Annotated in this window: 5 protein-coding genes and 1 tRNA gene; 3 read left to right on the top strand and 3 right to left on the bottom strand. The window is 63.2% G+C overall.

Going from position 1 to position 6,649, the window contains the following annotated elements:
* The first annotated feature begins 292 nt into the window (after window positions 1-292).
* Together SO140_RS19890 and SO140_RS19885 are read left to right on the top strand one after the other, a co-directional pair.
* Window positions 293-1,858 (top strand): amidase, encoded by a 1,566-nt coding sequence (locus SO140_RS19890; RefSeq protein WP_474802283.1) that lies wholly within the window; start codon window positions 293-295, stop codon window positions 1,856-1,858.
* Between the two features lie 114 nt (window positions 1,859-1,972).
* Window positions 1,973-2,704 (top strand): helix-turn-helix transcriptional regulator, encoded by a 732-nt coding sequence (locus SO140_RS19885; protein WP_474802285.1) that lies wholly within the window; start codon window positions 1,973-1,975, stop codon window positions 2,702-2,704.
* A 209-nt stretch (window positions 2,705-2,913) separates the two neighbouring features.
* Here SO140_RS19885 and SO140_RS19880 read toward each other — a convergent pair.
* Both SO140_RS19880 and SO140_RS19875 read right to left on the bottom strand, forming a co-directional pair.
* Window positions 2,914-2,986, bottom strand: a tRNA-Ile gene (locus SO140_RS19880).
* Window positions 2,987-3,300: 314 nt separating this feature from the next.
* Window positions 3,301-4,278 (bottom strand): Bug family tripartite tricarboxylate transporter substrate binding protein, encoded by a 978-nt coding sequence (locus SO140_RS19875; RefSeq protein ID WP_474802287.1) that lies wholly within the window; start codon window positions 4,276-4,278, stop codon window positions 3,301-3,303.
* A gap of 107 nt (window positions 4,279-4,385) precedes the next feature.
* Between SO140_RS19875 and SO140_RS19870 the strand changes: the two genes are divergently transcribed.
* Window positions 4,386-5,360 carry a TAXI family TRAP transporter solute-binding subunit gene (locus tag SO140_RS19870; protein WP_449380033.1) on the top strand — a complete coding sequence of 325 codons (975 nt, stop codon included), beginning with the start codon at window positions 4,386-4,388 and terminating at the stop codon, window positions 5,358-5,360.
* Between the two features lie 19 nt (window positions 5,361-5,379).
* Here the strand turns inward: SO140_RS19870 and SO140_RS19865 are convergent, their stop codons facing one another.
* Entirely contained in the window at window positions 5,380-6,597 is a 1,218-nt protein-coding gene (locus tag SO140_RS19865; protein WP_449380034.1) for an ABC transporter substrate-binding protein, read from the bottom strand.
* Window positions 6,598-6,649: the final 52 nt, after the last annotated feature.

Here is a 6,649-nt window from a genome sequence, read left to right as displayed (position 1 = left end):
CGCGCTGGCCGGCCAAAAGCTCGGAATCAGGGAAGTCGACGAGGGCATTTGGCTCGTCAGCTTCATGCACTATGATCTCGGATATTTCGACCTGGAGCAGAGAACCTTGCAACCCCAAATCCCCGCCCGCGTAACGCAGCTTCGATGCTTTCTGTGACGGCGCAGCACTATTTCCGTCTCGTTCTCATCTGGATTCACCCTTTCGGGGAATTGCGACTTGGAATCGCGCGGCGTCGAATTGGCGCAAGCTGTCCGATCGCTCACCAGCTCCACCAACGGGAGACGAGACATCATGAGCCAAGCCCCCTACGAGAGTTTTGAAGGCCAGCCGAACCTGGAGCGCCGCCGTCTCCTGGGCATCGCCCTCGCAGGCGTCGCCGGGGCGGTCCTGCCGGCAGCGTCGAGCGCGGCCGTCGCTGGGCCGTCCGAAAAGGTCGATGTCGACGACATTGCCTACCTGACGGCCGGTGAGGTGCTCGCGAGATTCAAGGCCAAGACGCTATCGCCGGTCGAACTGTTGCGGGAGCAGATCAAACAGGTCGAAGCGTGGGAGCCGACGCTCAAGGCAACGACGTACACCTATTTCGACGAGGCGCTGGAGCAGGCACGGATTGCGGAGCGCAAGTACGGGCGCGGTGAACCGGTCCGCCCGCTGGAAGGCATCACGCTTGCCATCAAGGACTATCACTCTGTCAAGGGCAAGATCACCACCTACGGCTCGCGGCTCTACAAGGATTTCGTTCCGGACCAATCCGCGCCGACTGTGGAGCGCCTTCTCGACGCCGGGGCGATCTTGCACTGCCGCACGACGACACCGGAGTTCGCGCATTCAGGTGTGACGGCATCCTTGCTTTGGGGCGTCACGCACAACCCGTGGAATCCTGCCTATACCCCTGGCGGCTCGACGGGCGGAGGCGGCGCGGCCCTGGCCGCCGGCTACACGACCTTGTCGGACGGCACGGATGGTGGCGGGTCTATTCGCATCCCGGCTGCGATGAACGGCGTGTTCGGCTACAAGCCGCCATGGGGACGCAACCCCGACGACCGCGAGCACCCGAATGAATGGCTGATCCACTATGGCGAACTGGCCCGCAGCGTCGGCGATTGCGCTCTGATGCAGAACGTCACGTCCGGCCAGCATCCGGCCGACATGTCGTCCCTGCGGGACAAGGTGGTCATTCCGCCGACCTTCGACGGCATCGCCGGCATGAAGATCGCGCTGTCGATGGACCTGGGCTATTTCGCGGTCGATCCCGAGGTCGAGAAGAACACACGCAATGCCGTGTCGGTTTTGCGTTCGCTCGGCGCCGTGGTCGATGAAGTCGACATCGGCTGGACCAAGGAAATCGAAGAGACATGGAACACCCGGTGGCAAGGCGTGTTCTACGCGCTGGCGGGCAGTCTTCTGACCAAGTCCAGCAACGACGTGGACCCGTACGTCATCAGGATTCTCGAAGAGGGCAAGAAGCTCGACGTCACGAAGTTCTACAACCTGAATACCGTGCGGCAGAAGATGTACGCATCGATGACGAAGATCTTCGAGACCCACGACGCGCTGATCTGCCCGACGACGGCAACGACGAAGATCGTCGCAGGGCGAAGCAGCGAAGAGCCGCTCACTATCAACGGGAAGTCGGTGAACCCCTTTATCGGCTGGTTCATGACGTATCCCTTCAATCTGGTCGGGACCCTTCCCGTGATGTCGGTGCCCACCGGTTTCGATGCTGAAACACGTGTGCCCACCGGGATGCAGATTGTCGGTCCAGCCTATGACGACCTGAGGGTGTTCCGCATCGCGTCCGCGTTCGAAGGCGCGACGCACCCCTGGCAGCGTCGGCGACCGAAACTGGCCGCCTAGCGTGGCTTGACACCTGCGGGCCGCAGGAGGACCATTATGGGCCATGATGAGAGATGGACCTTGATGTCTCTCCCAGCAGCTCACACATTTCCCACCGCCGACCGCGAAGCTCTGATGGGACGCTTCGCGGCCGACCTCGAACAAGCGGGTGACCTCGAGTCCGCCTTGGATGCGTTGCACCAAACTCTGTCGGGCCTTGGTTTTTCCTCCTTCGCCTATGGCATGGCCAGCACGCCCAGAGCGAAAGACGGCACCTTCGCGTCACCCGTCGTGAAGACGCGAGCCTTTCCAAATCGATGGGACCGGCACTGGAGCCACCTTTGCGACCCCTACTACCGGTTTTGCTTCACGACGACCTTGCCCCTGAGGTGGGTCGACGTTCAAGCCCACGAGCGCCTGAGCGCTGGCGAGCGGGCGTGCGTGGACCACCTGAACGACAAGAGCCTGCACTACGGCATCACGGTGCCGATGCACATGCCGAACGGATCATTTGCGTTCGTCAGCGCGATTTCGGAAAGCGCGACCAAATACGAGACCGGTACTTCACCGACGGTCGTCAATGCGCTGTTCGCTTTGTGTCATCAATTCCAGAACACCGCTCTTCGGCGATGGTTGTGGAACCAAGCCGCCGATCCCAAGACTTGGCTCAGCGCGCGCGAGAAGGAGTGCCTGTCCCTCGCCGCGCAAGGGAAGACCTCGGACGACATCGCCCTGATCCTCGGCTTGTCCTGCGAGACGGTACGTTCGCACATGAAGCGTGCGATCCTGCACCTCAACGCATCGAACAGGCCGCACGCGATAGCGAAGGCGATCCAGCTTCGGCTCATCGACATGCCGTTCGCCTAGAACGACTTGTTCAACCTACGGCGCACTCCACGCGCAAGAGTGCAGTCGCCGCTCGCGCGCGCTGCTTTGCAATGTCTTGCCATGGAGCAAGGCGAAGGCTGGACGCGAACCAGGCTGGTGACGCTGCTCGGCACAATGAGGCGGGGCGCTTCTGGTGCGATGGCCAACTGCCTGTGAAATGAAAATCCGCTAAGTGTTTGATTTGCTAGTGGGCCCGGCAGGACTCGAACCTGCAACCAGACCGTTATGAGCGGCCGGCTCTAACCATTGAGCTACAGGCCCCGCCGCGAACGGCCGCGGGACGCGGCCGGCAACGGTGCGCGGTTCGTTTACAAGGCTTGAGCCAAGGGTGCAATGCCGGCCCCGCTCGCGCCGCCGCGGTGTGGATTGGGCAGTCTGCGGGGGACGGGCCCGATAATCCAATTTGTGCCGGTGATTTGCCCGACGTGTCAATTGGTTTCGGAAAAGACGCAGGCGGCCGTGCTGGCCCCCTTGGCTACTTTGCATGGGGTTGTTTTCGACATTTTGATTGGCGCAAGACAGGCGCGGGTTTCGACGGTAGCCGAGCCTCGCCGCGGAGCCGCAATTTCCGCCCGCTAGTCCACCGACACCCCGGCAAACTCGACCACCTTGCGCCATTTCTCGGTCTCGTCGGTGACCAGCTTGCCGAACTCGGCCGGCGTCATGGGCATCGGGATGCCGCCGGTCTCGGCCAGCCGCGCCACCAGCTTGGGGTCCTTCAACGCTTCGCCGACGGCCTTGTTGAGGAGATCGACGATCTCCGATGGCGTGCCCTTGGGCGCCGAGATGCCGTAGAAGCCGACCGATTCGAAGCCCGGCACCGTCTCCGCGATTGCGGGAACGTCGGGCACGCTCGGCCAGCGCTTTGGTGAGGTGACGCCGAGCGCGCGCACATTGCCGCCGCGTGCCTGCTCCAGCGCGGAGGGCAGGTTGTCGAAGATCAGCTGCACCTTGTTGGAGATGATGTCGGGGAAGGCGATCGCGGATCCCCGATAGGGCACGTGCACCATGTCGCATTTGGTCATCGCCTTGAACAGCTCCGCCGACATGTGCACGGACGTGCCGTTGCCGGAGGACGCATAGGAGATCTGGCCGGGATTGGCCTTGCAGTAGTCGATGAACTCCTGGACGGTCTTCACCGGCATCGCGTTGGAGACGACCAGCATGTTGGTGAGCTGCATGATGCTCGCGACCGGCGTCGTGTCGCGCAGGAAGTCGAACGGCAGCTTCTTGTACAGCGAGGTCGAGATCGCGTTGTTGGGCGCGACGAACAGCAGCGTATAGCCGTCGGGCGCAGAGTTGATCGCCGCGGCGGCCGCGATGTTGCCGCCGCTTCCGGTGCGGTTCTCGACGATGAACTGCTGGCCGAAGCGATCCGACAGCCACTGCGCCATGATCCGCGCCACGATGTCCACGGGGCCGCCCGCGGCAAAGCCGATCAGCCAGTGCACCGGGCGGTTCGGATAGTCGGCGGCGGAGGCGGGGGCTGCAACGCCGGCGAGGCTGGAAAGAAGGGCAAGACCGAAAAGACCGCGACGCAAAATTCCCAACATGACGCCTCCCGTTGTTTTATTGTCGTTGCGGCCATGCTTCCATAAAATCGTGCGGCTGCCTACATCGTCACAAGTCTAGTGTTGACGCAGCAGGTCGAGGAGCCCTCATGAAACTTTGTTCGCTGATCATGCTGGGCGTGTTGCTGTTTGCAGGCGCAGCCTCGGCTCAAAGCCAAGAGAACGGAGACAAGGCCATTTCGAAAATGACAATCAGCCTCGGCACTGCCACGCCCGGCGGCGGCTTTCCGCTCTATGGCAACGCCTTCGCCGACGTGATGAACGCGGCCGATCCCACGCTCGCGATCGCGCCGCGCAACACCAAGGGTAGCAACGAGAACATTCCGCTGCTCGAGAAGGGCGAGCTCGACCTCGCTTTGGTCGCGGGCGAGCCGGCCTATGAGGCCTTCGCCGGCATCGGCCGCGCGAAGGTAGCGCTGAAAATTCTCACGGCGATCTATTCCAATCCCGGCATGTTCGTGGTGCGAGCGGATAGCCCCTACAAGACGATCCGCGATCTCGTCGGCCAGCCCGTTGCGTTCGGCGCGAAGGGCTCGGGCCTGCCGATCCTTTCGCGCTACGTGCTCGACGGTCTCGGCCTCAAGCAGGACGAGGACTTCAAGGCGATCTATCTCGACCGCGCCGGCGACGGCCCTGCGATGGTGGAAGACGGTCGGGTCGCTGCGCTCTGGGGCGCCGGCATCGGTTGGCCCGGCTTTGCCGCGGTCGCATCAAGCGCATCGGGTGCGCGCTTCATTGCGCCTGACGCCGACGAGATCGCGCGCATCCGCGCAAAACATTCCTTCCTCAAGCCGCTGACGGTGCCGGCCGGTTCCTATCCGAAGCAGACCGAGGCAATCGCCTCGCTCGGCTCCTGGAGCTTCGTGCTGACGCGCGAGGACCTGCCCGACGACGTTGCGTATCGCCTGGCGAAAACGCTGCACGGCGTCGAGGCCGTGTTCTGCAAGAAGCTCGCGCAGGCCTGCGAGACGACGGCTGCGAACACCGTCGCGGCCGCACCGAGGCCGGAATTGATTCATCCGGGCGTGATGAAATATTTCCGCGAGATCGGCGTAGTGAAGTGACGGTTGCTCAACGCGAGCGTCACTTCTTCACCATCGCACACGCCGGATCCGGCGGGCCGAATGCCTGGTCGCCGGAAATCGTCGCGAGGATCTTGTAATAGTCCCAGGGATATTTGCTTTCCTCCGGCGACTTGACCTGCACCAGCCAGAGGTCGTGCACCATCAGATTGTCATCGCGTAAGCGGCCGTTGCGGGCGAAGAAATCCTCGATCGGCTTTTCCCGCATCTTCGCTGCGACCTTGAGCGGATCGTCGGTGCCGGTCTCCTTGATGGCGTTGAGATAGTGCATCACGGACGAATAGACTCCGGCCTGCCACATCGTCGGCATCCGGTTCATCTTGGCGAAATAGCGCTTTGCCCATTCGCGGGTCTTGTCGTCCATGTCCCAATAGAACGAGGTCGTCAGCAGCAGGCCTTGCGCGGCCTGAAGGCCGAGGCCGTGGATGTCGGTGATCAGCGCGAGCAGCGCCGCCATCTGCTGGCCGCCCTTGAACACGCCGAACTCGGCGCCGGTCTTGATCTCGTTCATGTTGTTCGGGGGGCCGGCGGCGATCCCGATGATCTTCGCCTTCGAGGCCTGCGCCTGGAGCACGAAGGAGGACAGGTCGGGCGTTGCCAGGGGCGGCCGCACCGAACCCAAAACCTTGCCGCCATTGGCGGTCACGACCGCGGACGCATCGCGCTCCAGCGAATGGCCGAAGGCATAGTCGTCGGTGATGAAGAACCAGCTGTCGCCGCCGCGCTTGACCACCGCCTGCGCGGTGCCGACCGCGAGCGCGCGGGTGTCGAACACCCACTGGATCGCATAGGGCGAGCAGAACTTGCCGTGGAAGTCGGCCGTGCCGGTCGAATGGGTGATGAACAGCTTCTTCTTCTCGTTGGCGATGTTCTGCACCGCCAATCCCACCGCCGACACCGGAACGTCGACGATGAGGTCGACCTGATCGACGTCGTACCAGCGCCGTGCCAGTGCCGCGCCGATATCGGGCTTGAGCTGGTGGTCGCCGACCACCACGCTGATCGGCTTGCCGAGCACGGTGCCGCCGAAATCGTCGATCGCCATCTGCGCCGCCGTCACCGAGCCCTGGCCGGTCGGCGTCGAGGCCGGGCCGTTCATGTCGGTGAGCACGCCGATCTTGACGACGTCGTCGGACACCTGCGCGAAAGCCGCGCCCGACAGCAGCGTCGCGGCTGCGATCGCGGCCACGACGGACAGTCCGGTTCTGCCTGGAGTCACGCTATCCCTCCCCTCACGCGGCTCGTTGGCCGCTGTTTCCTTGATCGTGGCC

This window comes from Bradyrhizobium sp. UFLA05-108, assembly GCF_059803455.1.
Note: the sequence above shows the minus strand (reverse complement) of the source record. Positions and strands in the feature narration are given on the sequence as shown.